Genomic DNA, 25,135 nt, shown 5'->3' with positions numbered 1-25,135 from the left:
ATATGCAAAATTTATTTATATTAGCAGGCCCTACTGCAGTGGGGAAAAGTGATATATCCATAGAAATTGCCAAAGAATTAGATGGCGAAATAATATCTGCAGACTCTATGCAAATATACAAATATATGAATATAGGTTCTGCAAAAATTACAGTAGAAGAAATGAAGGGAATACCACATCACTTGATAGACTTTATTGAACCCGACAAAAGTTTTAATGTATCAGAATATAAAAAACTGGCTGTAAAAACTATAGATGGGATATGTAAAAGAAACAGACTTCCAATGTTAGTAGGAGGTACAGGTCTTTATATTAATTCTCTTATATGCAACTATGATTTTACAGATGCTAAGATAGATAAAAATTACAGAAGATACCTTCAAAAATTAGCTGGGGATCAGGGGAGAGAGTATGTACATTCTCTTTTAAAAGATGTAGATAGGTTATCCTATGAAAAACTTTATCCCAATGACTTAAAAAGGGTCATTAGAGCTCTAGAAGTTTATAAACTTACGGGAAAAACCATAGGTGAATTTAATACTGAAAATCATTTATGCAAGATACCATATAAGATATATTATTTTGTATTGACTATGGATAGAGCTAAATTATACCAGAGAATTAATAAGAGAGTGGATATAATGTTGGAAAGGGGACTCATAGATGAAGTCAGAAATTTAAAATCTATGGGATATACAGCAGATATGCAATCCATGAAAGCTATAGGGTATAAAGAAATACTAAGCTATTTAGAAGGTAAGATATCTTTAGATGAAGCTATATATTTAGTTAAAAAGGGAAGTAGAAATTATGCTAAAAGGCAATTGACATGGTTTAGAAAAGACAAAAGAGCCATATGGATAGATGAAGATGATTTTAATTGTCGTAGTGAAATAGCTGATCATATAATAAATAAATTTGAATCCATACAGTAGTTTTAAATTTAACTGTAATAGGATTCATTGATACTGAAAATTTTTGCGATATCTATAGAATTATATAATAAAAATTATGGAGGGTGAGAGCTATGAGTAAACCAGCTAATAATTTACAGGATATTTTTTTAAATGGTGCGAGAAAAAATAGAATTTCAGTTACCATATATTTGACCAATGGATTTCAAATTAAGGGAACTGTAAAGGGATTTGACAATTTTACAGTCATATTAGATTGTGCTGGCAAGCAGATGATGGTATATAAACATGCAATTTCCACTATTACACCCATAAGGTCAATCTTATTTAATGCGCAAATTGAAACGGAAGATTATAAAGAGTAACTAAAAATATCAAGTAATTAAGCTATTGTGAAATATAGAGAGGAATAGGTGCTGCCTATTCCCTTTCTGTGTGCTTTTATTGTAATATATATCACTCATTATATTTAGGGAGGTACCAATATTGTTAGATATAACTAAGGAAAAACTCAGAAAAGCATATAAAATAAGTGAAAAAATAATTGATCTATATGAAAAAGCCTTAGAGGATATAAGGGATAAATTTAAATACTATGATGAAATAAGGGAATACAATCAAATAAAAGTTTTAGATGCACTGCAGAAGGAGAGAATAAGTGAAGCACATTTTACCAATTCATCAGGGTATGGGTATGGTGACATAGGTAGAGATTCTTTAGATAAGGTATATGCAGATGTATTCAATTCAGAGAGTGCACTCGTAAGACCACATTTTGTAAATGGAACCCATGCCCTTTGCTGTGCAATATTTGGAAACTTACGTCCCGGAGATACGATGCTTTCTGTATGTGGTACTCCCTATGACACTTTACATAATTTAATAGGCATAGGCACTAATAAAAAAAACATGGGCTCTCTTGTGGAATATGGTATAAATTATGAACAGGTGAACTTAACCGAGGATAATAGGATAGACTTCGAGAGCATAGAAAAGCATCTTAAAAAAAATGACAGTATAAAATTAGTACATATACAGAGATCCACCGGCTACGGTTGGAGAAAATCTCTTCTTGTATCTGAGATTAAGAATATAATTGATTTTGTAAAGAAGATAAGACCCAATGTAATATGCTTTGTAGACAATTGCTACGGTGAATTTATAGATACTTTAGAGCCCACAGATGTAGGCGCTGATCTAGCAGCAGGCTCACTCATAAAGAATATAGGTGGTGGAATAGCACCTACAGGTGGTTACATAGTTGGCAAAGAGGAATATGTAACTCAAGCCTCATATAGATTGACTGTTCCAGGAATAGGAGGGGAGTGCGGTTCAACCTTTGGAGTCATGAGGCTTTTATACGAAGGATTATTTCTAGCTCCACATATCTCCATAGAAGCAGTAAAGAGTGCTATTTTTTGTGCTAGAATTATGGAATTAGCAGGATTTGAAGTTCTGCCTAAGTACAATGATAAAAGAAGTGATATAATACAAGCAATTAAATTTAATGATAAATCGAAATTGATAAACTTCTGCAGAGCCATTCAAAAAGGATCACCAGTGGATTCATTTGTTAAATGCGAGCCCTGGGATATGCCGGGATACTCAGATCAAGTTATAATGGCTGCAGGTGCTTTTGTACAGGGATCCTCTATAGAACTATCTGCAGATGCCCCTATAAGAGAGCCTTATATAGGATATCTTCAAGGTGGATTGACTTTTGATCATGCCAAAGTAGGGATACTTGTGGCTCTATCAAACATATTATAGAACATAAGGTTAAAACAGAGATTTGCTTCTTAATAAACAGATCTCTGTTTCAGATTGCTTACAATTGGATTAATATTTTCTGTATATACCTACTAATTTACCTATGATTTTACAATCATCTACTATAATAGGGGACATATTCTTATTTTCTGGCTGCAGCCTTATGCTGTTCTTTTCTCTGAAAAATCTTTTTAGAGTGGCCTCGTTTTCAATCAAGGCTGCAACTATATCACCATTTTCAGCAAAATTAGTCTGCTCCAGTATGGAGAAATCACCATCTAGTATGCCTGCATCTATCATGCTCTCTCCCTTTACTTTTAACATAAATAATTTTTTATCATTTTTAATATAATCCATGGGAACAGGGAAAAAATCTTCTATATTTTCAGTGGCTAAAATAGGCGTGCCAGCAGCTATATCTCCTATGATAGGTATATCTATCATTTCTTTTTGAGGAATTGATTTTTCTACGATTTCTATAGTCCTAGATTTAATTCCGTCCCTCTTTATAAAGCCTCTTTTTTCCAATTTTTCAAGATGGTTGTGAACAGTGGAAGTAGACCTTAAGCCAACAGCTGCACATATTTCTCTAACAGAAGGAGGGTACCCTTTTTCTCTAATCTGAGATTTTATAAATTCGTATATCTGAAGCTGTCTATTATTACTAGAATTTTTCATAAAAAACACTCCTATACTTTATTTATTAGAAGTCTATCAAATTCATTACAAAGTGTAAAGTTAGACAATAGAATCACTTGATGTGAATTATATCATAGAAGTTGACAAATATCAAACTTATGTTCTATACTAATTTTGTTACATAATAGTTAGATAGTAAGAAGGAGATATTATGAAAAATTATTATTGTATACTTGATAAAAATAAACTGTGCGATAACTGTGGTGAATGTGATGTATGTGATTTGGATCCAAATAAAAAATGTGATAATTGTGGAAAATGTCTTGAAATGGAAGGATATGATATGAAAGCCATAAAAATTGATGGTATTATAGACGATAAAAATGAATCCAGAGAATATGAGAGAGAGGAGAAGAATTATTACTCAGATGATTTTCATTCTCATTATTCCAAAGAGGATCCCAGTACTGAATTTATAGAAGATGTAGACGGATTGAAAGAGGCCTTAGAAAATAAGGAGATTTTTGATAAAGTTGCATATGAAGAATATCCTGGGCTTATAAGAGTTCAAAAAAAGCATAAAAATAGCAAGTAGTGTTTTATATCCAAATTGAGACCGGAAGAAAATTCCGGTCTTTTGCTATTTTTCTTCACTTAAAGGGTTTGATTTTACTGCTTCTCTGAGTTTTTCGTCATCCACATGGGTGTAGATCTGAGTAGTGGATATATTTTCGTGGCCCAATATTTTTTGAAGGCTTCTTATATCTACATTGCCGTATTTGTACATGAGGGTAGCCGCAGTATGTCTCAATTTATGGGGGGTATACTTTTCACTATCCAGGCCGGCATTTTTCAAATATTTTTTTAACATTAACTCTACAGTTCTTTTGTTTATTCTGTTGTAATTCCTGCTTATGAAAAGAGCATCTTTATTTTTTATCTTATTATAATATTTATTTCTTTCTTTAACATAGATATCAAGAGCTTCCATGCAGGCCCTGTTTAGATATATAGTCCTTTCTTTATTTCCCTTTCCAACTACAGTCAAGGTGTCATCTTTAATATTTGAAATATTTATACCGCATAATTCAGATAATCTCATCCCGCAATTTAAAAAGAAAGTTATTATACAATAATCTCTTTTTTTGAACTTTCCATCTACAGCTCTTAATAAAGCTCTGCTTTCGCCTAAGCTCAAATAAATTGGATTTCTTTTGCTTATTTTAGGTGATTCCAATTCCAGAGCAGGGTTTTCATCTATTATCTTGGCCTTATTGCAGAGATATTTAAAGAAGGATTTTAGAGCTGCTACTTTTCTGGCCCTGGTATAACTTCCGTTATTTCTATAATTCTCGGTAAAGGATATAAACGCAAACAGATCACTTAAATCTATCTGTCTTATAAAATTTTCATCTATATCGTTTATTTTTATTTTTTTAAATTCATAGTTTCCTTTAATGAGACCTTTGTAAAGTTTTAAGAATCTAAAAAACATGGTAAGATCCACTTTATAGCCATTTAATGTATTTTTTGATTTTCCCCTAATGGTTCCAAGATAGTTTAAGAAGTCATTTAGACATTTGGGAAGCCTGGGATTGTAAACATGTTTTAGGTTATACTGCATAAAGTCTTCTCCTTTCCAAAAATAACTTTAACTTCGCTAAATGATTATTTAGCGAAGTTAAGTATTCTATAAAAGCTGTTCAAAATCCTTCTTTTATTGTACTAAATTTATAATTTTTTTATCCAAATAAGCAAAACACATGTTAATTTAAGAATTACTTGATAACAAATTTTTCACACAATATGAATTAAAGCTTGTTTTGCAAATATATTGTGCTAATTTGTAAAAAACTGCTTATCAATAAAGTTATAAATGAATTTTTATTTCTTAAATAATTCATTTTAAGTTAAATGAACTTATTAACATATTGTGGAAATAAAGTGGACATTTATAAAATTGAAATATTTCCACAATATGGTGATAAATGTGTGGATTCATTTTTCCCCTATTTTTTCCTATTTTCTTGTGAGAAGCGTACAAACTTAGGAATTTAAAAAGAATGGATTTATTTGTAGAATAAGAGAATAAAAAATGCTTTAATGTATAAATTCTAAAGTTATATGTTTTTAAAATTATTTTTTTTAACAGAATTTATATTTAGTGTTAATTCTTATATACATAATATTTATTAAATAAACTAAAAAATAAATACAAAAAAGACCCTCAACAAAATATGNCAGAATTTATATTTAGTGTTAATTCTTATATACATAATATTTATTAAATAAACTAAAAAATAAATACAAAAAAGACCCTCAACAAAATATGAACTGACCTCCCATAAGTTAGATTTTTAGGTCTAACTTATGGGGGTCATATCAGGTCTTTTATTTATTTCTGTAATTTTTTAGATTTTAAATCAGTATAAAAAAATTATAACTATACGGGAAGAGTATCTCCCCCATAAGGTATAAGAGCAATCCTTGGATTATCTACACTTAATTTATATGCAAGCTCAACTGCATTTTTCAATGATTTAACTGGAATAAATCCAAATTTACGAACTATTTCATCTTCAAGGGAAGATACAAGGAATATTTTTCTATGTTTTGATGAATACAAAGTTTTATAAGCTGCATACCCTGGAACTGTAAAATCCTTTTTTAGTGCGGTTTCCATATCATTTAGAGTTTTATATTTAAACAACTTTGTAAACTCATCTGTGCCTACGCCTTCTCTGCACTCTGCAATTACAATCAATACACTGTCTTCCACACCTGCATACAAACTATTCCCAATAGTTTTGACGGACTGGTATAAATTTATGTCCTTTGGATATCCTCCTGCCGAAGCAATGGTAATATCTGCTTTTTCTTTGACTTTTATTGCATATAGCTTTCTTATTGTATTACATCCCCTCATCCATGCTTTTTCAAAATCCCCAGCTACAAACTCCACAAAGTTTCCATTAGTGTCAAGTACTGCATTTATCAAGAAATCTACAGAAACTGTCCTGCATATTTCCGTAATATCTTCACGCATGGGATTCCCCTTGATTTTATTTGCTCTCGCATCTAGATTTAATCCAGAATTTTCTCCATTATTAAAAACCAATTTATGATTATGTTGAATTGTTTTAATGCCTGCAACTCCGGGCACTATGCTTTTAGCTCCTCCACCGAAGCCTGCAAATAAGTGAAATGTAATGCCTCCTATAAGAATAACTCGGTCTGCATCCACCACTTTTTTATTTATATATTCGGGAGTTCCAAAACTGGATATTCCAATATAATCCAATTCATCAGCATTTTTGCTGTCATGATTATATATTTTTATTCTCTTATATAGTTCTTTTCCTACAATAGATATTTTTTCACCCTCTGTGTCAGCTCTGTGTGTTCCAACTGCTATAATGGTTGAAATGTCTTCATCTTTAATTCCTAGTGAATTCAGATAATTTACCACATAAATCAAAAATTTATTAATCTTTATCCATAATCTTGTAATGTCCGAAACTACAAGTAAAACTTTTTCTCCAGGTTTAACTATCTCGCTGAGAGGTTTCGAGCCTATGGGATTTTCAATTGACTCAATGATTTTAGCTTTTATATTCTCAATATGTTCTGTTTTATTGGGAAGAATGCTAGTTATTTTTCCTTCTAAATTTATTTCGATATTTCTATTCCCATATTTAAAATTATATAAGCTCAATTATATCATCTCCAAAATTTATTTGTTAAGTTTCTTATATAATACATTCCCAATTGTTTGAAATAATTGAACAATTATTATGAGTATTATTACAGTATATACCATTATTTTAGTGTCAAACCTATAATACCCATAATTTATGGCTACATTACCAAGTCCACCACCACCTACGGTTCCTGCCATAGCTGATGTCCCCACTACACCTATAATTGTGAGAGTTATTCCCAATACTAAGGATGGAAGTGCTTCTTTAAGCATGACTTTAAAAACAATTTGACTATTACTTGCACCTAAAGATCTTGCAGCTTCTATTATACCAGGATCTATTTCTTTGAGAGAAGATTGAATTACCCTGGCTGAAAATGCTGAAGCTGCTATTGTCATGGGAACTACAGCTGATGCAGTGCCCATAGTTGTACCAACTATAAGTTTTGTTAGTGGGAAAAGCGTTATCATAAGTATTATAAACGGAAATGATCTTATTAGATTTACTATAGTGTCTAATATTTTATAAACTAAATTATTGGGATTCAATCCATCTTTTTCTGTTAGTATTAAATAAACGGCCGGTATAAAACCTATAATTACTGCAAGTGCTGTAGAAATTAGTACCATGTAAAATGTCTGCCCAATAGCTGGAATCAATATTTCACTAAATATTTCACTAGTGCTCATGCTGTTTCTACCTCCCATATCACATTTTTCGAGGTTAGATAATTACATATAATCTCTCTATTCTCTTCAGTTACATTTATAACTAAACTTCCAAGGATGTCATCGCGGAAATTTTCAAGTTTGCCCCATACAATAGAAAATTTTATATTCAAGTCTATAGCCATAGAGGTTATCAAACTGTCTCCGCTTATATCTTTTGGAAAGAATATTCTTATATTTACACCTTTTTCTGGAAGTATACTATTCATTCCCAATAATTTTTTTAGACTTTTTTCAGGTCTTAAAAATAATTTTTGTACATTTCCAGAACTTTTTATCTCTCCATGATCAATAATTGCCATTTTATCACATATTTCCTTTACTACTTCCATTTGATGGGTTACTACAACTATGGTTATTTTAAACTCGTTATTGATTTTTCTCAAAAGTTTAAGTATTGATTTTGTAGTATTAGGATCTAATGCGGAAGTGGCTTCATCACAAAGTAATACACTTGGATTTAATGCAAGTGCTCTGGCAATCGCTATTCTCTGTTTTTCGCCTCCGCTCAACTGCCTTGGTTTGGCGCCTGCTTTATTTTCTAACCCTACCAAGGTCAATAGCCTTTCCACTTTGCCTTTTATCTCTTTTTTATCGGCCTTCCAAATTTCAAATGGCAATGATATATTATCATATACGTTTTTTCTATTTAATAGATTAAAATTTTGAAATATCATTCCAAGATTTTTTCTTAAAGACCTCATATCTTTTCCATTTAAATTCTTAACTTCTTTGCCCAATACCTTTATGCTTCCTGTATCGTATGTCTCGAGTCCATTTAAACATCTGAGTAATGTGGATTTTCCGGCACCACTGTGTCCGACTATGCCAAATATTTCGCCTTTTTCTATGCTGAGATTTATATTTCTTAGTATATTTTTATTTCCAAAACTTTTGCTAACATTACTAATATCTATCAATACTATTAGCCTCCTTTAAATAAAAATTACATCTTGATGTTTTATTTATGATCGTAGCAAATTGCATAATTGATTTATCCATAAAGTATAGCTATATAAAATATCTGAATTTTTCAATATGCAATTTTCTTGATCATAAATATTAAATCTTTAAAATGCGGCTATGATTGATCCTTGAAAATGGTCATCTATAAATTTCTTGACTTCTTTCGATTGATAAATTTTGATAAACTTTTTTACATTCTCAGAATTTTTATTATCTTCTCTTGCAGTTATATAATTAATCCAAGGTGAATTCTCTACTGATTCTAAAAATATTGAATCTTTTTTTGGATTTAATTTAGCTTCCATGGCATAATTACTATTTATTGCGGCACAAGTGGCATCATCTAATGTACGTGGTGTCATGGCCGCATCAACTTCCAATAATTGAATTTTTTTAGGATTTTCAATTATATCTTTTTTAGTAGCATTTATGCCTACCCCGCTTCTTAATTTTATTACATGTGCCTTTTCCAGTAAGGCAAGAGATCTAGCTTCTTGAGTGGGATCATTATTGACTGCAATTTTATCTCCTGTTTTAAGCTGATCTAATGATTTTATTTTTTTTGAATATATGCCCATAGGAAGAAGTATAGCTTTAGCAACTTGGACCAAATGCATTTTGTGTTTTTCGTTAAATTCATTTAAATAAGGTGTAGTTTGAAACACATTTACATCTAACTGCTTATCATTTAATTGTATATTTGGTTGAACGTAGTCATTAAAAGTTACTATTTTTACATCAAGTCCCTGTTTTTTTGCAATTTCCTTAACTTTTTGTACTGTCTCTTCATGAGGGCCGGCTGTTACACCTACCTTAATGACATTTGATTGTTGCTCAGAGGATTTGTTTGAGTTTTTATTTGTAATTCCGCACCCCGAAAACAATCCTACTAATAAAATTACTGATAATAAAATACTATTTATTTTTTTCACAGTTCAAGACCTCTTTTTCATATTTTTGTTGTATTTAATGATATATATTTTTATTAAAAGAAAAAATCAGTGTATATTATATACAATTTATAAATTTCCTTATATATTTCACTAGCATAGTTGTTTATCACACAAAATTTATACAAAATAAAAAGGCAGAACTTTGTATAATAATTACAATTATATCAAAGTTAGCCTCTAGTTTGTCTAGTCTGCTAATATAAATATATATTTTGATTTAATAATTTAAATTGTTTTAAAATACTTCTAATTTTTTATAAAAGATTGTTTTTTAGACTTCGGATTCCAAAAAACAAAAAATTCCACCTCACTTCAGAGGCAGAAGATTAATTCCACGGTTCCACTCTGTTTATCCTATAAAGCATGAAAATCAATCCACACAAATACAAGACAACTCTTTTTGGTACAATTATACCGCAACACTTTAACGAGCATACTCGCTGAAGTCTACTAAACTTCAATTCAGAGCTCCAAGATGCACTTCAATTATTATTGACTAAAATTTTCTTTCATCCATGGAAAATTTTCTCTGATAGTCAAAATATAATTTACTCTTCTTATCATTGCAATCACATATGTAATTAAACTTTTTCTATAATACCATATAAATAAAATTTAATCAAGTATATATTTCAATTTAATTAAACTTAATTCTACAAAATAGTCATGTAGATTAAAATAATATTGAATATTTTATAGAACTGAATACTTATCTAATATTAGGATAAAATATGAAAATGTATATAATTTTAGATGATTGGAGGTTTGCTGCCCTTACAATAATTTCTACTATATATTTGTGAGCAGCTATTTATGTATGAAAATAGGTATTCCCAAAGGATTATTATACTGTAAATATCATCCTTTTATTGAAACTTTCTTTGAAGAACTGGGAGCAGAGATAATAACTTCACCTGATACCAATAAATATATACTGGACGCAGGAGTAAAATACTGTGTAGATGAAGCTTGCCTTCCCATAAAAATATTTCATGGGCATATAGACGCTATAAAAAATAAATGTGATATGATATTTATTCCTAGAATTATGCAGTTAAAAGAAAGAGAATTTATATGTCCTAAATTTTGCGGACTTCCCGAAATGATATTGAATGATATTTCAAATATGCCGCCTATATTGACTTATCCTGTATATGCTTTTTCTAAAAATAAATTTAGAAATTGGGTTTTGAAGTCAGGTTTAACATGCACTAAAAACGTTTTTAAGATTAAAAAAGCTTATGAAAGAGCTTTGGAAGTACAATATAATTCTAAAAGTCTATTCCACAATTCAAATTTTCCTATAAGAGTAGCTTTAGTAGGTCATCCTTATAATATAAATGATAGTTTTGTTAACATGAATATAATAAAAAAATTAAATAAGCTTGGGATTGGTATATTCACTGAAGAAAACATAGATGAGGACATAATAGAAAAGGGAGCTGCAGAACTGTTTAAAAAACCGTTTTGGACTTTTGCAAAGAATTCCTATGGATTTTCCACTTATCTAGCTGAAAATAAAAAAGTGGATGGAATAATTTACATATCCTCCTTTGCCTGTGGTATAGACTCCGTTGTAATAGAACTCATTAGAAATAAATTAAATAATTTTCCGTTTTTGGTATTAAAAATAGATGAGCAAACTGGAGAAGCAGGATTCAATACTAGAATCGAAGCTTTTCATGACATGCTGGAAAGAAGATGCTGTAATTAATGAAAATAACTTTTCCACATCTTGGAAACACTTTTCTTGCTGCAAAAGCTGTGTTTGATGGATTGGGAATTGATTATGTAATTCCACCTCTAAGCAATAAGCAGGCATTGGAAATAGGTGTCCAATACTCTCCAGAAGAAATGTGTCTTCCATTTAAGATAATGATAGGCAATTATATTCAGAGCATAAAAGAAGGTGCAGATACTATTTTAATAGTTGGCAGCTGCGGCCCCTGCAGGTTTGGAGAATACTGTGAACTTCAAATGAATCTATTAAAAAAATTAGGATATAACTTGAATTTCATAGTATTGGATTATCCAAAAGATATAGGTTTAAAGGAGCTCTTTAGAAGAATAAGTATGATTGCTTCAGGAAGCAGTAAGAGTACTATTGAAAAATTGAGAATAGCCAAATTGGGACTTAAAATAATAAACTTAGTTGATGATATTGAGAAAAAAGCTAAGCTTTTAGCTGGTTATGAATTAAAGAGAGGACGATGTAAAGATATCTTAAATCATTGTAAAGAAAGGGCAGCTGAAACCACTTCACCGGAAGAAATGGTATGTGTGTTAAAGAATTATATCAAAAAATTAGATGAGATCCCCATTTCCAAAAGTAAGGAGCCTTTGAAAATTGCAATAATAGGCGAAATATACACAATAATAGAACCTTTTTCAAACCTGTTTATAGAGGAAAAACTTATGGATTATGGAGTATCTACAGTCAGATCTCTTACTCCCAGCTGGTGGGTCAAAAATGCTGCTCTGTCACCACTCAAATTAAATTCTATTAATATAAGAACAGCATCCAGAAGATATCTCCCCTTTTATATAGGAGGTCATGCGAGAGAATGTATAGGAGAAGCTGTCCTGGCAAATAAAAAGGGATTTGATGGTGCAATTCAGATTTTTCCTGTAGGATGCATGCCGGAAATAGTGTCAAAATCAATATTACCTACTATAGCAAAGGATAAAAATTTTCCTATACTCACTTTAGTAGTAGATGAAATGACCGGTGAAGCAGGATATGTAACTAGAATAGAAGCTTTCTTAGATTTACTTGAAAGGAGAAAAAACAGTGTATTATATGGGAGTTGATGTAGGTTCTGTAAGTACAGATATTGTAATAGTAGATGAAAATATAAATGTCCTTGAATCCTTGTATTTGAGGACGAAAGGAAGACCTATAAATGCAATTCAAGAAGGATTTAAATTTTTAAAAGACAAATATAGTGATAAGGATATAACAGCTGTGGGAACTACAGGAAGCGGCAGACAAATTGCAGCTTCTATTGTAGGTGCTGATGTAATTAAAAATGAAATAACTTCCCACGCAGTTGCTGCTTTACATCTGGATCCTGATGTAAGAACCATAATAGAAATAGGCGGTCAGGATTCGAAAATAATACTGCTTCAAAATGGTATCGTATTGGATTTTGCCATGAATACTGTATGTGCAGCTGGAACCGGTTCCTTTCTTGATAGGCAGGCATCCAGGCTCGATATTCCAATAAATGAATTTGGAAATTATGCTTTAAAATCCACCTGCCCTGCCAGAATAGCTGGAAGGTGTGCTGTATTTGCCGAATCAGATATGATACATAAGCAGCAAATGGGCTGCAGCAATTCAGATATAATAAAGGGATTATGCAATGCTCTCGTCAGAAACTATTTAAACAATGTAGCTAAGGGAAAAGAAATACAATCGAAGATATTTTTCCAAGGAGGAGTTGCCGCTAACATAGGTATGAAAAGTGCGTTTGAAGAAGCATTGGGCAAGGAAATAATAGTACCTAAAAATTTTAAGGTAATGGGAGCCATTGGTGCAGCTATTCTTGCAAAAGAAAGTATAGAAAAAAATAATGCTGTTACTAAATTCAAAGGATTTAATTTAATAGATATAAATTTTGTATCCAAAAGTTTTGAATGTACAGGGTGCCCTAATAGATGTGAAGTTGTAAAAATACTTGGCAGTAAAAAAATTATAGGATTCTTCGGTGGAAGATGTGAAAAATGGAATAAAACTATTTCCGCATAAGGGAAATAGTTTTATTCCATTTTAGTACAAGCCTCATCGAGTAATTTGACAAAAAGAAAAAATTTAATATATAATATTCATATAGGTATTGTGTATTTTCATAAATTAATAAAGTTTATGTTATTACATATTACAAATAACATACTTTCTGTCTACAAATTTCATATTTTTATCATCTGTTTTTATATTTCTGTAAAAGCATTTCATTTTTCATATGAATATTAAACAATATAAAATCCACATAAAGGATGTGATTCAATGTCAAAAAAACAATATAAAATATTTAAGATAATGAGCAAATTTGCTTTCATGTTTGTAGGAGCTACTCTAGCTTCTGTAGCTCTGGAATTATTTTTAATTCCTAATAATGTAATAGATGGTGGTGTTACCGGTATATCTATTATATCCAGTTATCTTACAAAATTACCTCTTGGACTATTTATATTTGCATTAAATATACCTTTCCTGTTAGTAGGATATAAACACATTGGAAAAACTTTCACCCTTTCAACTTTATTTTCCGTAACATCCCTGTCAATTATGGTATCTATTCTTAAACCAATTCCTGGTTTTACAAATGATACTCTCCTGGCTTCGGTTTTTGGTGGAATAATACTTGGAGTTGGAATTGGATTGATAATAAGAAATGGAGGTTCTTCAGATGGTACCGAAATCATAGCTATAATTTTGGACAAGAGAACAGGTTTTTCTATAGGTGAAATAGTTATGTTTTTCAATGTATTTATACTGAGCAGTGCCGGCCTTGTATTTGGATGGGACAGGGCTATGTATTCGCTTGTAACTTATTTTATAGCTTTTAAAGTAATTGATATAACTGTAGAAGGACTTGATGAATCAAAAGCTGTGCTTATAATTTCAGACAAATATGAAGATATAACTGAAGCAATTTTGGCAAGGCTGGGAAGAGGTGCTACGCTTTTAGATGGTAAAGGTGGTTATACCAGTACTCCAACCAATGTAATATATGTAATAGTATCCCGTCTTGAAATAGCTAAATTAAAATCAATAGTTTATGGTTTCGATCCCACTGCACTTATGACCATTGGCAACGTTGAGGTTTCGGGAAAGAGTTATAAGAAAAAATCAATACATTAACATAAGATACCAATTAGCAAATACGTGAAAAGTATATTTTTCGTATCTGCTAATTGTATATTAAGAAACTCTAGTTCCAGATATCTTCAGTCAAAGAATCAATTTTCTTTTTCCTTTTTTCAGTTTCCTCTATGTTTACAGTTATTTTATCTTTACATACGTCGAGTACACAGCCTTCTTTTACATTTTTAGGTAAATTTATTCTCTTTATATCAATCATGGTCTTATCCTCTTTTTCACAAACGGCATAGGGTCCTTCAAACCTGTCTATTATAACTCTCATTTTTAAATCTTCCACCTCCTAAAATTTAACCAATCTTTTCAGCATAAATATGTCAAATATCAAATATTATATAATTGATACTGTAACTAGAATATATTTCTTTTATCAATTAATATATAAATTTTATTTTTGTTTTCAATTAATGGATTCAAGAAACTCATAGTCTTTATATTGATTAAAAATTCTAATACGAGTCCCATTGATATCCAAAATATACAGTTTACAATTATATAAGCAGTGAAATAAATTACATAATTTAAGGTAAAACTAAGATGCTTCAATATATAGGAATTAGGACTTATTATAAATATGGAATAAAAAATCCCGAGAGGAATCCACAAGCTTAAAATTCCGAGAAAAATTTCCCCTAATTTTATAGTCGGAGATTTCTTTGAAAAATCTCCGTTGAAAAATCTCTTATATAGATTCCATTTTATACTTTGGGATATTATTAGAAGAATTGAAAAAGTTATGATCATATATAAAATGTAAAATATGAATTCTTTAAACAGGTAAAGTTGATTATATGCAAAAACTTTTACAGTTAAGAATATAAGTATAAATATAAATATAAGCATGAGATTTTTAACATCTAATATAAATTTAAACTTTCCCTTAATTTTCATTCTATTCCATTCTTCACAATAATAATTCATCATTTCTCCTCGCTCAAGAATTATTTGATAATAACAGTATATTTAACGATAAGATTATTTGATAATATTATTTTTATTATTTTGTATAAGATAGATTATACCATTCTTTGTAAATATGATCTAATTTAATTATACAATATTTTTATTAACTTGAATTGATTTGAGTAAATAAAAAATCACTATCCAAAGTTAAATTTGAATAGTGATTTTTTATTTAATTACAATTTACTTGATGTATTCATACCAACTTCCATGGCCTTTATATTTAAATTTATGAATTGTTCTTTCACGTTTTCCCTCACAATTTTTCTCCAATCTATTTCTGAAATCTGTAATATCTTTAATAAGGCTCCTAACATGATTATATTTTGAGATTTTATATTTCCAAGTTTTTTAGCCTCTTTTGCTGCATCGATTATCGTAACGTTTTTTATATGTGATCTTATGTTTTCTATAACACCTTCAGGATATTTTTCTTTTTCTGAAAGAACAGTAGCTGAAGGTATTTTATAATCATTTACAATTAATCTTCCATCTGATTTCAAATATTCAATCCATCTCAGTGCTTCTATTTCCTCAAAAGCAACAATCACATCTGCACTACCTTTTCCTATAATTGGCGAGTACACTTTATCTCCGTATCTAACCTGTGTGGTGACGCTTCCGCCCCTCTGAGCCATGCCATGGACTTCTGACATTTTTACGTCATAATCTGCAGCTATAAGGCCTGAAACCAGTACTTTAGACGCTAATATAATTCCCTGACCTCCAACGCCTACAAACAAAATATTTTTTACTCCGCTCATTATCTGTCACCTACCCTTTCTATTGCATCAAAAGGACATATTTGTGCACAGACAGAACATCCGACACAAATATCTTCATCTATATGTGAAAAATCTGAAATTGATATAGCTGGACACCCTGACTTTATACACATCTTACATTTTTTACACTTCTTCTCATTCACTCTATAAACAGTTTTAACAACGTTAAATTCCTCTTTGTCTTCTTTACTTAATTTTTTCAGCACACAAGGCCATTTAGTTATAATTACGGAAGGTCCTTCAGCTTCCAGAGCTTTGTCTAAAGCACTTTCTGTTTCGCTTAAATTAAGTGGATTTACTGTCCAAATATTTTTTATTCCTATGGACCTGCATAATTGGTCTATGTCTATGGCAATGGTTTTTTCTCCCATTAAGGTGTATCCTGTACCTGGATTTTGTTGATGTCCTGTCATTGCAGTTATCCTGTTGTCTAATATTATGGTAACTGAATTTCCCTTATTGTAAACTTTATCAATTAATCCCGTAATGCCAGAATGGAAAAAAGTAGAATCTCCCAGCACTCCAACTACTTTTTTATCTATTCCGTTGATTTTGAAAGCCTTTTCAGCTCCATGGGAAGCACTTACGGAGGCGCCCATACACACACATGTATCCATTGCATTTAAGGGCTCTGCACAGCCTAATGTATAGCATCCTATATCTCCCGTGATCATTATGTCCTTTTTCTTAGATAGTGTATAAAATAATCCTCTATGTGGACATCCTGCACATAGAGTAGGAGGCCTAGATATAACTTCTTTTTTTAAATCTTCTACGGAACTAGCCGTTTCCTTCATGTTTTCAGCATTTGTTTCTAAAAGAGAAGATGAAATAATATCTGGATTTAATTCGCCTACCCTTGGTATTTTGCCTTTGCCTATACAATTAATTCCCCTTGCCTTAATCTGTTCCTCTATATAGGGTTCTAATTCTTCAATTACATAAAGTACTTTAACTTCTTGTGCAAATTTCTTTATTTTCTCAAAAGGAAGAGGATTCGTAAAACCAAGTTTTAAATAAGAAGCCTCATTTCCAAAAACTTCTTTTGCATATTCATAACTTATTCCTGAAGTTATAATTCCTATCTGTCTATCACCCCATTCGATTTTATTTAAATCAGTAATATTGCTAAATTCTTCTAGCTTTTTCAATCTGTCTTCTACTTTTACGTGAAGTTTTCTTGCATTTGCCGGTATAGTTATAAATTTAGATGTATTTTTAAAATATGGTTTTATTTTCACATCTTCCCTTGGAGAAAGTTCAACTAAAGATTTGGAATGACACACCCTAGTGGAGACTCTAAATACAACTCCAGTATCGAATTTTTCCGATATTTTAAAAGCTTCCTTTATAAAATTTTTGCATTCCTGACTGTCACTGGGTTCTATCATGGCCATTTTAGAAAATTTACCATAATATCTGTTGTCCTGTTCGTTTTGTGAAGAATGCATTCCCGGATCATCTGCCGAAACTAAAACAAACCCCCCGTTAACCCCAATGTATCCGAAGGTCATAAGAGGATCTGCGGCTACATTTAATCCAACATGCTTCATTGCTGTAAGAGATCTTGCTCCTGCGATAGATGCTCCTATAGCTACTTCCGTTGCTACTTTCTCGTTTGGGGCCCATTCTGAGTATATGTTTTCATAATTTGAAATGTTTTCAAGTATTTCTGTAGAAGGTGTTCCCGGATAAGCTGATGCTACAGTTCCACCGGCTTCAAAAAATCCTCTTGCAATGGCTTCATTACCTGTCATAAGTGTTTTCATTATATATACTCCCTCCAAAATAATACTATAATAAATATATACAAATTTGAAATAGTAATTTCGCTTTATATTATTTTAAAAGCATATATTATGCCAAATGTTTTACAGGTAAAAGAGCGTTATTTTATAGAGGTTTATTTATAGAAAAGGGATAAATGGTACATAAAATTTACCCATTTAACCCTTTTCTATAATTTCATACTATTATCTTTTAAATAATTTAGAACTTTTTCACCAAAGTTTGTAATTACACTTCCCCCCCTGCCTCTATTTATTTTTATCATCAAATTTTTTTCCAGTTCTATGAGCATAACTCTTATTTCCTGTTCACTTAAAAAAATATTTTTTTGTCTGGCTATTTTATATAAACTTCGTCTTCCCATTCTCTTTTTATTTTTATATCCTCTATCTAATTCACTCAGTAAAAATATATATTTTTCTACATCTTTATCAATTTCACTTAAAAATTTTTTGAATATAATTTCTTCATTACTATTAAATATACTTTTATGAGATTTCTCTCTGTAAAAAGGTAGATCTTCTAAATCTATTGTCTTAATGCCTAAACTGGTAAAGTATTCTATATAGTTTTTAAGTTCTCTCACATTTCCGTTCCAATTATGATGAATCAAAGCATTTTCAGCTGATTTTGTCAATGTAAAATTAACATTTAATTGGGACTTTATTTCATTAAATAAAGGGATTATATCATCTCGTCTATCTCTTAAAGGTGGTAAATTCAATGGAAGTACACTTAATCTGTAATATAGATCTTTTCTAAATTTCCCCTGACTTATCATATTTCTTAAATTTCTATTAGTTACAGAAATTATTCTAATATCTACTTTGATTAATCCACTTCCTCCTATTCTCATAACTTCCCTTTCCTGAAGCACCCTTAGAAGCTTTGTTTGAAGATTTAGCGGCATTTCACCTATTTCATCTAAAAACAAGGTACCTTTATGGGCAAGTTCAAATAACCCTGGCTTTCCGCCCTTTCTAGCACCTGTAAAGGCTCCCTCTTCGTATCCGAACAATTCACTTTCTAAGAGACTTTCAGTGATAGCAGCGCAATTTACAGCTACAAAAGGGTAATTTTTTCTTGACGAGCTGTTATGTATAGCTTGTGCAAATAATTCTTTACCAGTGCCACTTTCTCCAGTTATCAATATTGATGAATCTGAATCCGCCATTCTTCTTGCGATTTTTTTATATTTTTTTATAATTTCACTTTCACCTAATATATCATCAAATGTGTATTTTGCTCTGTATCCTTGTCCAATTATTTGTGCTCTGAATCTGTATTGCTTTTTTTCTATGTCATTAAATTTTTTAATTATCACAACTACGCCATAAAGTATACCTGAATTAACCAGCGGATGTGCAGATAGTACAACATCGTATCCGTTTATTTTTATAAGTCTTTCAGTAAGTGGATGTATGTTTTTTAATACCATGTCGAAAGGTAGGTTTGGAAATAATTCAGCTATATCCTTTCCAAGAGCATTATTTTTATTTATGCCAATTATTTCTTCTGCACCCTCATTGTAAGTATAAATTTTACCTTCAGGATCAATTCCTATTATTCCATCATCTAAAACTTGAAGTAATACTTTAAGTTCACTCCCAAAGCGATTTGTCTGTCCTATTACATAAGACAAGCCAAAATTTTTACTGACAATTTCCTTGTATCCCATTCTTATATTTTGATTTTGTAAAATATACAGTAAGTTTAATTTTTCCCCTATATCCAGTATGGTGATTATATCCAAAAGGCTGTGTCCTATATTTATAATTTGTTTAGCACCTTTGGTATTACAGGCTGATTTTCCCAATAAAATAAGATTTTTACCACTCACGTCCCTATCAATGCCAGGATACATAGGAGTGATCTCCACATGTCGTATGCCCAGTTCATATAATAAACACACCATTTCTATGGACATTTCCATACTTTCATCTAAAAGCCATACATGAGATCCCTTCGGAATATTCATTATCTTGTTAAATCCAGTTTTTGAAATAGTCCTATTTGCAATCACTATCTTACTCTCTAAGTTCAAGTAGGGTTTTACTTTCCTTAAAATATAGTATGATTGGACAAGGATAAGATCTGCATTTATTACTTTCCTTACATTGGGTTCATCTATATAAAATTTTTCTATAGATAAATTATTCGAAAATAAAGCAGTAATCTGTTTACCGTAGGTATCCACTGCGTCCTTTCCGTAACCTATTATTGCAATTTTTTTATTCATATTTTTCATCCTTTAAATTAATTATCCACTATAGTATAACATATCTATTCCAATATGCTTTAAGCTAAAGACTATAATTGCCTATAACGTATATATGCCGGCAATTATAGCCTCTAAATTATTATTAAATATTGTTTATTTTTAATTGCTGCTAAAGTTTAGTATATTGTGGCTCTTGCTGTTGGATATATTTTTGTCTTCCATTAAGTATTTTCAAGGCTTCATCTAGGTTTTTTGCTATATTCTGAAAATCATTTTTGGCATTTTGATCCTGGGTTTCCAGTGCAAATGTCTTCATAGTTGCAGCTGCGCTCTGAACCCCAGCTATTGCTTGCTGCATTTGAGTTCCGACTGTCATATTTTATCACCTCCTTTTTTAAATCATCCTTTGGGTTTGAATAATAAAGCCCCAATAAATCCAAAAATTATAGCAGCAGATATACCGGCACTGGTAACTTCAAAAATTCCAGTTAATACTCCTATTATTCCATATTCTTTAGATTCCATAATAGCACCCTTCACAAGTGCATTTCCAAAACTGCTTATAGGTACAGAGGCACCTGCTCCAGCAAATTTTATAAGCGGCTCATATAGTCCAAATCCTCCTAATATGGCTCCAACTACTACAAGAGTAGTTGTAGTATGGGCCGGAGTCATCTTAAAGACATCCATCATGATCTGGCCTATTACACATATTAATCCGCCTACTACAAATGCCCAAATAAACTTTTCCATATAAATAAATGCACCTCTTTTCTATGTTTCTATAGATACTCCATGGGCGATACAGGGTATACTTTCCTTCTGCTGATAGGACATGGGTGACATAAGTGCTCCTGTGGCCACTATCAATATTTTGTTTATTTTCTTTCTATTCATCTCTTTTAAAAAGTGACCATAAGTTACTGTGGCAGAGCAGGCACATCCACTGCCACCCGAAAATACAGGCTGATCCTTTTTATACATTAAAATGCCGCAGTCTGTAAATACTCCCTGGGGAAATTCAAAACCGTCTTTCTTCAGCATTTTTCTAGCTATTTCATGCCCTATTTTGCCTAAATCTCCAGTGGCTATAATATCGTAGTAGGATGGATCCCTGTGCAGGTCTCTGAAATGTGCCTCTATTGTGTCAACTGCTGCAGGTGCCATAGCTGCTCCCATATTAAACGGGTCGGAAATTCCCATATCTATTACTCTGCCTATGGTGGCTGAAGTGACTTTAGGTTTATCATATCCTTTGCCGATTACTGCAGCACCTGCTCCAGTTACCGTCCATTGTGCTGTAGGAGGCTTTTGCCCTCCATATTCAGTAGGATACCTGAATTGTTTTTCTGCAGCTGCATTATGGCTTGAAGTTCCACAGAGGACATAATTGGCTCCACCGCTATCTACAATAAAAGATGCCAAGGCTAATCCTTCCATAGAACTAGAGCATGCGCCGAATATGCCCAGATATGGTATCTTAAGGCTTCTCGCAGAAAAACTGCTGCTGGTTATCTGGTTCATAAGATCTCCACTGGTAAAAAAGTTTATGTCTTCCTTTTTAATTTTTGAATTTTTTATAGCTATATTACAGGCTTCTTCCAGCAATTTTTTTTCAGCCTTTTCAAAACTATCCTGACCAAGCCAAATATCTTCATGGAGTAAATCAAATTCTTTAGCCAGTGCACCTTTTGCTTCAAAAGGTCCTCCTACGGCAGAACATCCCAATATAATTGGCTTGGATTGAAATATCCATGATTGATGTCCCTGAATCATCTACATCCCACCTAACCATTGAATAATTATTCTCACAATAGCCATTACAAATGCGGAAAAAACTCCAAAACTTATTACAGAGCCTGCCAGCTTAAACATATTGCCGCCTACTCCCAGAACAAACCCTTCACTTTTATGCTCTATAGCACAGGATGCAATGGAATTTGCAAAACCAGTGACAGGTATGGCAGTACCTGCCCCAGCCCACTGGGCAATATGATCAAATACTCCAAATCCCGTAAGTAATACAGATATTATTATCAAAATTGCAGATGTAGGATTTCCTGCAGTTGTCTCTGTAAAATTAAAATATTTTATAAACATAAATTGAAGTCCCTGACCTACAGCACATATTGTACCTCCCACTAAGAATGCCTTTAAACAGTTTGTAAAAACCTTTCTTTTCGTTTCATTTTCTTTTGCAAAGTTCTGATACTGCTGCTGTGCAGGAGTTAATTTTTTTTTCTTTTTATCAGACATTGTATCACCTTCTATCCCAATAAATAGGGTTTTAATTTTTCCAATATGTTTTTTAGTATAATAGAATCTTTTTCATAAATATTCTTGGCATTTTTATCCTGTGTATCCAAGGCAAAAGACATTAAATCCGATTCTGCCTTTTCAAGATTGGCATAAAGCATTTCTCTCAGATTTAATTTAGGGACCTGAATCATATCATCAAATAGATCTACGTATAGTTCGCCTCTGGAATTTACTTGACCTATAAATACATTATCTAGAGAAACTCCTAGAAGCTCCAGCTGCTCATTTAACCAACCCTGATTCAGCCCGAGGTTGCTTAAAGATTCATTTATAACATTTCCATCCAGTATTACAGTTTGAGGTGCTCCCTCAGGGGAAGTTTGTATTCCCAAATCTTTTGGGGTGACAGGTTTTTTGTCAGATTTCAACATTACATTTATATCCCCGGTAGATTCCATTATTGCAAATTCTACATCTGCTAGATTAAATACGTTTTTGGAACGAAGTTCTCTGATGATATCTTCACCGCTGTATCTGACTTTGCTCAAATTTTCTTCCATAATTTTTCCCTTTTTAACAATTATTATATCTTTCCCATTTATCAAGTTATATATAAATTTACTTTTCATGCATATATAATCCAGAGCTATTGGAATAAGTATCCATACAGCCAATGTAATTATGCCAAACACCCAGTTGGGTATAATATTTACGGAAATCAATACAATTAAAACAGCTATTACGATATAGTTTATAAAATTAAAAGGAGTTATTTTTGTCCAGCGTTTTTTGCCCAGTACTTTTATACAAAGTAAAGATAAAAAAAATAATGCTGTTGATTTTAATAGAATTGCAATCCAAATCTTCATATACTATTCCTCCAAATCAATTACTTTTATACTGGGGTTCCTCATATTCTAAAAATTTAATTCTCTTTTTCAAGTCCTGAACTATACCATCCACAGCTTCAAAAGATTCTCTATATATGCCTTTGGCCTTTTTATCCTGTTCTTGAAGAGAATATAGTCTCAAAGTACTTTCTGCGCCTTTTAAGGTTATCATTGTTTGTTTTACTTTAGATCCCACAGTCAATTTTTAATCCCTCCTCTTTCACTATATTTTTCCCCTTTATTTACAAAGTACAAATTAAATCTTTTAATTTAGCTTTACCTTATTTGTATTAAATTATTACGTTTAATTTTATGAATTTCGACAAAAATAACTCCAACTTAATTTTTATAAGTTGGAGTTCAAATCATTTGTTTATTGTTGAAACAGACTACATACTTTTTATAGCTTCATATATTATATTTAGTCCCTTTTCCAATTCTTCCTGCGTAATTATAAGAGGTGGAAGAATTCTTACTACATTATCCCTGCCGGCGGTTAGGACAAGAAGACCTTTCTCAAAGACCTTTTTTTGAATCTCAGAAGCTTTCCCCTTGATTTCTACGCCTACCATTAATCCTATTCCTCGAACTTCTTTTATATTTTTAGAAGAGTTATTTTTAAAAAATTCTTTGATAAATTTTCCTTTTTCAGCTACCTTTGCTAAGAAACTTTCATCAGTAATTTCATTTAACACTTCTATGGCTCCAGCTGCACAAACTGGATTTCCTCCAAAAGTGGAACCGTGATCTCCATACTTAAAAGTATCTTTAAGTTTCTTGTTGCAGAGAACAGCACCCATTGGAAGACCTCCTCCAAGAGTCTTGGCTACGGATATAATATCCGGCTGTACATTGTAATTATTGAATCCATATAGCTTTCCCGTTCTTCCCAGACCGCATTGAACCTCATCGCATATGACCAATATATCATTTTTTTCAGCTATTTCAAATACTTTGCTGACAAATTCCTTACTCAATGGATTCACTCCACCTTCTCCTTGAACTGCTTCTATCATAATAGCACACACAGTTGAATCTACAGCTTTTTCCAGGGCTTCTACAGTGATATCAATATGTTTGAACCCCTCCGGAAAAGGATAAAAGTATTTATGAAGTTCCTCTTCTCCAGTAGCCTCCAGCGAGGCCATTGTTCTTCCGTGAAAACTTCTATCTAAAGTGATTATAGTATTTCTTCCCTTTCCATATTTTTCAAAACTGTATTTTCTTGCAAGCTTTATGGAACCTTCATTAGCTTCCGTTCCTGAATTGCAAAAAAATACCTTGCTCATATTTGAGATCTCCGTAAGTTTTTTGGCTAACTTCAACACGGGAATATTTAAAACTATATTTGATGTATGAACTAATTTTTCCAGTTGATCTTCCACAGCTTTTATCCATTTCTCATTTCCATGTCCTAATGCCATAACCCCTATACCTGAAGTGAAATCCAAATATTCTTTATTCGAGACATCATATAACTTACATCCTTTAGCATTTGTAAATACCACAGGAAGATGTTTATAAGTGTTAATTAGATATTTTTTTGCATAATATAAATAATCCATAAAAATTTCCATTATACAGAACTCATATTATCCTGCAAATGGTTTTGCCCCCCTTTTATATAAAGTACGCTCTCGAAAACTCAGAGAGCTTGATTTTTATATATTATA

25 protein-coding genes are annotated in these 25,135 nt (G+C 31.6%); 8 read left to right on the top strand and 17 right to left on the bottom strand.

Annotation, left to right across the window (positions count from 1 at the left end; translation table 11 throughout):
* Positions 1-2 precede the first annotated feature (2 nt).
* The 3 genes from miaA to ACFHWD_RS17300 all read left to right on the top strand — a co-directional run bounded on the left by miaA (position 3) and on the right by ACFHWD_RS17300 (position 2,684).
* Complete coding sequence (gene miaA / locus ACFHWD_RS17310; RefSeq protein ID WP_150358744.1) at positions 3-935, top strand: tRNA (adenosine(37)-N6)-dimethylallyltransferase MiaA; 933 nt, start codon at positions 3-5, stop codon at positions 933-935.
* Between the two features lie 92 nt (positions 936-1,027).
* Positions 1,028-1,279, top strand: coding sequence for an RNA chaperone Hfq (hfq, locus tag ACFHWD_RS17305; RefSeq protein WP_150358745.1), 252 nt, complete (start codon positions 1,028-1,030; stop codon positions 1,277-1,279).
* Between the two features lie 121 nt (positions 1,280-1,400).
* Entirely contained in the window at positions 1,401-2,684 is a 1,284-nt protein-coding gene (locus tag ACFHWD_RS17300; protein ID WP_378062800.1) for an aminotransferase class I/II-fold pyridoxal phosphate-dependent enzyme, read from the top strand.
* A gap of 69 nt (positions 2,685-2,753) precedes the next feature.
* Here ACFHWD_RS17300 and lexA read toward each other — a convergent pair whose 3' ends face one another.
* A complete protein-coding gene (gene lexA, locus ACFHWD_RS17295; protein ID WP_150358747.1) occupies positions 2,754-3,362 on the bottom strand; it encodes a transcriptional repressor LexA in 609 nt (202 codons plus the stop codon).
* Positions 3,363-3,534: 172 nt separating this feature from the next.
* On the opposite strand from lexA, the gene ACFHWD_RS17290 reads away from it, so the two are divergent.
* A complete protein-coding gene (locus ACFHWD_RS17290; RefSeq protein WP_150358748.1) occupies positions 3,535-3,918 on the top strand; it encodes a hypothetical protein in 384 nt (127 codons plus the stop codon).
* 45 nt (positions 3,919-3,963) lie between these two features.
* On the opposite strand, the gene ACFHWD_RS17285 is transcribed toward ACFHWD_RS17290, so the two are convergent.
* The 5 genes from ACFHWD_RS17285 to ACFHWD_RS17265 form a co-directional block, all read right to left on the bottom strand.
* Complete coding sequence (locus tag ACFHWD_RS17285) at positions 3,964-4,947, bottom strand: tyrosine recombinase XerC (protein ID WP_150358749.1); 984 nt, start codon at positions 4,945-4,947, stop codon at positions 3,964-3,966.
* An 819-nt stretch (positions 4,948-5,766) separates the two neighbouring features.
* Complete coding sequence (larA, locus tag ACFHWD_RS17280) at positions 5,767-7,038, bottom strand: nickel-dependent lactate racemase (RefSeq protein ID WP_150358758.1); 1,272 nt, start codon at positions 7,036-7,038, stop codon at positions 5,767-5,769.
* 18 nt (positions 7,039-7,056) lie between these two features.
* Positions 7,057-7,713 (bottom strand): methionine ABC transporter permease, encoded by a 657-nt coding sequence (locus ACFHWD_RS17275; protein ID WP_378062799.1) that lies wholly within the window; start codon positions 7,711-7,713, stop codon positions 7,057-7,059.
* A complete protein-coding gene (locus tag ACFHWD_RS17270) occupies positions 7,710-8,672 on the bottom strand; it encodes a methionine ABC transporter ATP-binding protein (RefSeq protein WP_378062798.1) in 963 nt (320 codons plus the stop codon). Before ACFHWD_RS17270 ends, ACFHWD_RS17275 begins: the two co-directional genes overlap by 4 nt.
* Before the next feature lie 150 nt (positions 8,673-8,822).
* Positions 8,823-9,650: a MetQ/NlpA family ABC transporter substrate-binding protein gene (locus ACFHWD_RS17265; protein WP_378062797.1), complete on the bottom strand. Its 828-nt coding sequence runs from the start codon at positions 9,648-9,650 to the stop codon at positions 8,823-8,825.
* A gap of 838 nt (positions 9,651-10,488) precedes the next feature.
* Between ACFHWD_RS17265 and ACFHWD_RS17260 the strand changes: the two genes are divergently transcribed.
* From ACFHWD_RS17260 to ACFHWD_RS17245, 4 genes are all read left to right on the top strand, one after another.
* Entirely contained in the window at positions 10,489-11,385 is an 897-nt protein-coding gene (locus ACFHWD_RS17260) for an acyl-CoA dehydratase activase-related protein (RefSeq protein ID WP_150358812.1), read from the top strand.
* Positions 11,385-12,482 carry a 2-hydroxyglutaryl-CoA dehydratase gene (locus ACFHWD_RS17255; protein WP_150358813.1) on the top strand — a complete coding sequence of 366 codons (1,098 nt, stop codon included), beginning with the start codon at positions 11,385-11,387 and terminating at the stop codon, positions 12,480-12,482. Before ACFHWD_RS17260 ends, ACFHWD_RS17255 begins: the two co-directional genes overlap by 1 nt.
* On the top strand, positions 12,463-13,422 hold the full coding sequence (locus tag ACFHWD_RS17250) for an acyl-CoA dehydratase activase (RefSeq protein WP_150358814.1): 960 nt from the start codon (positions 12,463-12,465) through the stop codon (positions 13,420-13,422). The genes ACFHWD_RS17255 and ACFHWD_RS17250 overlap by 20 nt, the downstream gene beginning before the upstream one ends.
* Before the next feature lie 258 nt (positions 13,423-13,680).
* The gene (locus tag ACFHWD_RS17245) at positions 13,681-14,538 is read left to right on the top strand and encodes a YitT family protein (RefSeq protein WP_150358815.1); all 858 of its coding nucleotides are present in this window, start codon (positions 13,681-13,683) and stop codon (positions 14,536-14,538) included.
* A gap of 70 nt (positions 14,539-14,608) precedes the next feature.
* On the opposite strand, the gene ACFHWD_RS17240 is transcribed toward ACFHWD_RS17245, so the two are convergent.
* From ACFHWD_RS17240 to ACFHWD_RS17190, 11 genes are all read right to left on the bottom strand, one after another.
* The gene (locus ACFHWD_RS17240) at positions 14,609-14,821 is read right to left on the bottom strand and encodes a DUF3006 domain-containing protein (protein WP_179977360.1); all 213 of its coding nucleotides are present in this window, start codon (positions 14,819-14,821) and stop codon (positions 14,609-14,611) included.
* An 874-nt stretch (positions 14,822-15,695) separates the two neighbouring features.
* The gene (locus tag ACFHWD_RS17235) at positions 15,696-16,283 is read right to left on the bottom strand and encodes an indolepyruvate oxidoreductase subunit beta (RefSeq protein WP_150358429.1); all 588 of its coding nucleotides are present in this window, start codon (positions 16,281-16,283) and stop codon (positions 15,696-15,698) included.
* On the bottom strand, positions 16,283-18,073 hold the full coding sequence (iorA, locus tag ACFHWD_RS17230) for an indolepyruvate ferredoxin oxidoreductase subunit alpha (protein ID WP_150358428.1): 1,791 nt from the start codon (positions 18,071-18,073) through the stop codon (positions 16,283-16,285). Before iorA ends, ACFHWD_RS17235 begins: the two co-directional genes overlap by 1 nt.
* 188 nt (positions 18,074-18,261) lie before the next feature.
* A complete protein-coding gene (locus ACFHWD_RS17225) occupies positions 18,262-20,331 on the bottom strand; it encodes a sigma-54-dependent Fis family transcriptional regulator (protein ID WP_150358427.1) in 2,070 nt (689 codons plus the stop codon).
* A gap of 151 nt (positions 20,332-20,482) precedes the next feature.
* On the bottom strand, positions 20,483-20,689 hold the full coding sequence (locus ACFHWD_RS17220) for a DUF1657 domain-containing protein (RefSeq protein WP_150358426.1): 207 nt from the start codon (positions 20,687-20,689) through the stop codon (positions 20,483-20,485).
* A 23-nt stretch (positions 20,690-20,712) separates the two neighbouring features.
* Positions 20,713-21,066 carry a stage V sporulation protein AE gene (gene spoVAE, locus ACFHWD_RS17215; RefSeq protein WP_150358425.1) on the bottom strand — a complete coding sequence of 118 codons (354 nt, stop codon included), beginning with the start codon at positions 21,064-21,066 and terminating at the stop codon, positions 20,713-20,715.
* A gap of 21 nt (positions 21,067-21,087) precedes the next feature.
* Complete coding sequence (spoVAD, locus tag ACFHWD_RS17210; protein WP_150358424.1) at positions 21,088-22,089, bottom strand: stage V sporulation protein AD; 1,002 nt, start codon at positions 22,087-22,089, stop codon at positions 21,088-21,090.
* On the bottom strand, positions 22,090-22,569 hold the full coding sequence (spoVAC, locus tag ACFHWD_RS17205) for a stage V sporulation protein AC (RefSeq protein ID WP_150358423.1): 480 nt from the start codon (positions 22,567-22,569) through the stop codon (positions 22,090-22,092).
* An 11-nt stretch (positions 22,570-22,580) separates the two neighbouring features.
* Positions 22,581-23,441: a DUF421 domain-containing protein gene (locus ACFHWD_RS17200; protein WP_150358422.1), complete on the bottom strand. Its 861-nt coding sequence runs from the start codon at positions 23,439-23,441 to the stop codon at positions 22,581-22,583.
* A 16-nt stretch (positions 23,442-23,457) separates the two neighbouring features.
* Positions 23,458-23,664 carry a DUF1657 domain-containing protein gene (locus tag ACFHWD_RS17195; RefSeq protein ID WP_150358421.1) on the bottom strand — a complete coding sequence of 69 codons (207 nt, stop codon included), beginning with the start codon at positions 23,662-23,664 and terminating at the stop codon, positions 23,458-23,460.
* Positions 23,665-23,851: 187 nt separating this feature from the next.
* The gene (locus ACFHWD_RS17190) at positions 23,852-25,027 is read right to left on the bottom strand and encodes an aspartate aminotransferase family protein (protein WP_378062801.1); all 1,176 of its coding nucleotides are present in this window, start codon (positions 25,025-25,027) and stop codon (positions 23,852-23,854) included.
* Positions 25,028-25,135: the final 108 nt, after the last annotated feature.

The sequence above is a fragment of the Clostridium sp. MT-14 genome (assembly GCF_042436595.1).
Lineage (GTDB): Bacteria > Bacillota > Clostridia > Clostridiales > Clostridiaceae > Clostridium_B > Clostridium_B aromativorans.
This window is presented reverse-complemented; position numbering and strand designations above follow the sequence as displayed.